1 protein-coding gene is annotated in these 1,904 nt (G+C 70.7%); it reads right to left on the bottom strand.

The features are described 5' to 3' along the window. Nucleotides 1-170 precede the first annotated feature (170 nt). On the bottom strand, nucleotides 171-1,826 hold the full coding sequence (locus LCE31_RS04965) for a coagulation factor 5/8 type domain-containing protein (RefSeq protein ID WP_225012732.1): 1,656 nt from the start codon (nucleotides 1,824-1,826) through the stop codon (nucleotides 171-173). Nucleotides 1,827-1,904 lie beyond the last annotated feature (78 nt).

Here is a 1,904-nt window from a genome sequence, read left to right as displayed (position 1 = left end):
CACGAGGGTGAGGCGGACCGGCGCGCCCTCCCAGCGCGCCGCGCCGTCGGCGGCGTCCACCGGCACCGGCCCCGGCGGCCCCCCCCCGGGGGGGGCGCGCGCGGGGGGGGGCGCGGGCCGGGGGGGGGGGGGGGCGGGCGGGGGGGGGGGGGGGGGGCCCGGGCGCGGTCTCACGGGAAGGAGACGACGTTGGACGGAACGGTGCTGGTGCCCGAGGTGGCGGTGCCGGTGCTGTTGATCACGTGCTTGTACTGGCCCATCCCGCCGAGCGAGACCACCAGCACGTCGTGGAACTTGACGCCCGACTTCTGCGGGACCTCGAACCCGTGGTCCACCTGGATGCTCGAGTCGGAGGTGAAGTTGCAGTAGCTGCCGACACCCCACGCCTCGTGCGTGTTGACCGCGTCGTCGACCTTGTAGGCGGCGTACCCGGCCGTGGAGCCGTTCTGGATCGCGGCCTGGTTGGGCGCGTCATAGGCCAGCTCGTTCTGGAAGAAGATGGTCCGGCCGCCCTCGCCGCTCCACTCCACGCAGTACTTGTTGAAGTGTTCGACGAACAGGCCGGTGGCGAGCACGTTGGCGCCGGTCACATGCAGGCCGTAGTCGGCCCTGTTGGTGTCCCAGCCGACGCCCGCGCCGTGGTCCGCGCGCCAGATCCAGGTGTGGTCGATGATCGTGTCCGCGCTGTTGATCTCCATGCTCGTGGTGGCCTTGCCTGCGCCCGCGCCGCCGATCCGGACGAACACGTCCTGCACCGTGGTCGGGTTCGAGGCGTGGCTCGCGGACGAGCCGGCCGGCCCGACCTGGAGCAGGTAGGGCGAGTTGGTGGTGCCGGCGTCCAGCAGGAGGCCCGCCAGCTTGATGCCGTCGACGTCGGCGGTCGTCATGGCGGTCACCCCGTTGTCCGGGATGATCGTCGGGTAGCCGATGCCGAGCACCACCGTGTTCGCGCGGGTGATGTTGATCGTCTGGTCGACATGGTAAATGCCGGGCGTGAACAGCAGGTTGAGGCCCTGGGACAGCGCCTGGTTGATGGTGGCGGCGGTGGCGCCCGACTTCACCACGTAGAACTGGGAGAGCGGGATGGACGCACCCGGCGTGGAGCCGTTCGCCCAGGACACCCCGCTGGCGTTCGTACGCAGCGACGGCACGAAGACCGCGTAGTCGCTGCCGTCCAGGTAGAGGTACGGCTTCTCGCGGGAGACCGGCGTCGTGGCGAGCGTGGTGTACACGGGGTTCGGGAAGCTCTGCGCGGGGGCGCCCTGGACGCCGGAGAACACCATGTTCCACACGCCGTTGCCCCAGCCGCCGATCTGGCTGTCCCGGGTGTACCACTGCTGCTGCGAGTACGGCGAGACGGTGCCGTCGATCTTGCTGTCGGCGATGTAGCCGCCGCTGGCCCAACCGTACCCGTTGGGCGCGAGGTTGAGGCCGCCCTTGATGTGCATGCGGCGGAACGGCGCGGCCTGCGCCACCGCCCACCGGTCCTCGCCGCTGACCGGGGTCAGCGCCATGTTCTCGACGGAACGCCAGAAGTTCTGCGTGGCGTTGCCGTTGAACCAGCCCGCGTCAACCGTCACGTCGCCGTTGATCTGCACGTCGTCGGGGTTGCGGCCGAGTCCGGCGATCGACGTGTAGAAGCCGATCTGCGCGTTGAGGCCGTTGTACGTGCCGGGCTTGAACAGCAGCGCGTACCGGCCCGTGCCGAACTGCGCGGACTCCTGCTGGCTGAAGATGCTGTCCAGGGTTCCCTGGATGTTGGCGGTCGACGGGTCGAAGACGATCACGTTGGGTCCGAGGTCGCCGCCCGCGGTCACCTTGGGCACCGCGGCGCCCCCCCCCCGGGCCCCCGCCCCGGGGGGCGGGGGGGTTGAGCCGCGTGTTCGCACACACCCCCCCCCAAA

It is taken from the genome of Streptomyces sp. 8L (assembly GCF_020176795.1).
Lineage (GTDB): Bacteria > Actinomycetota > Actinomycetes > Streptomycetales > Streptomycetaceae > Streptomyces.
The sequence above is the reverse complement of the archived record's forward strand: the minus strand, read 5'-3'. Positions and strand labels throughout refer to the sequence as shown.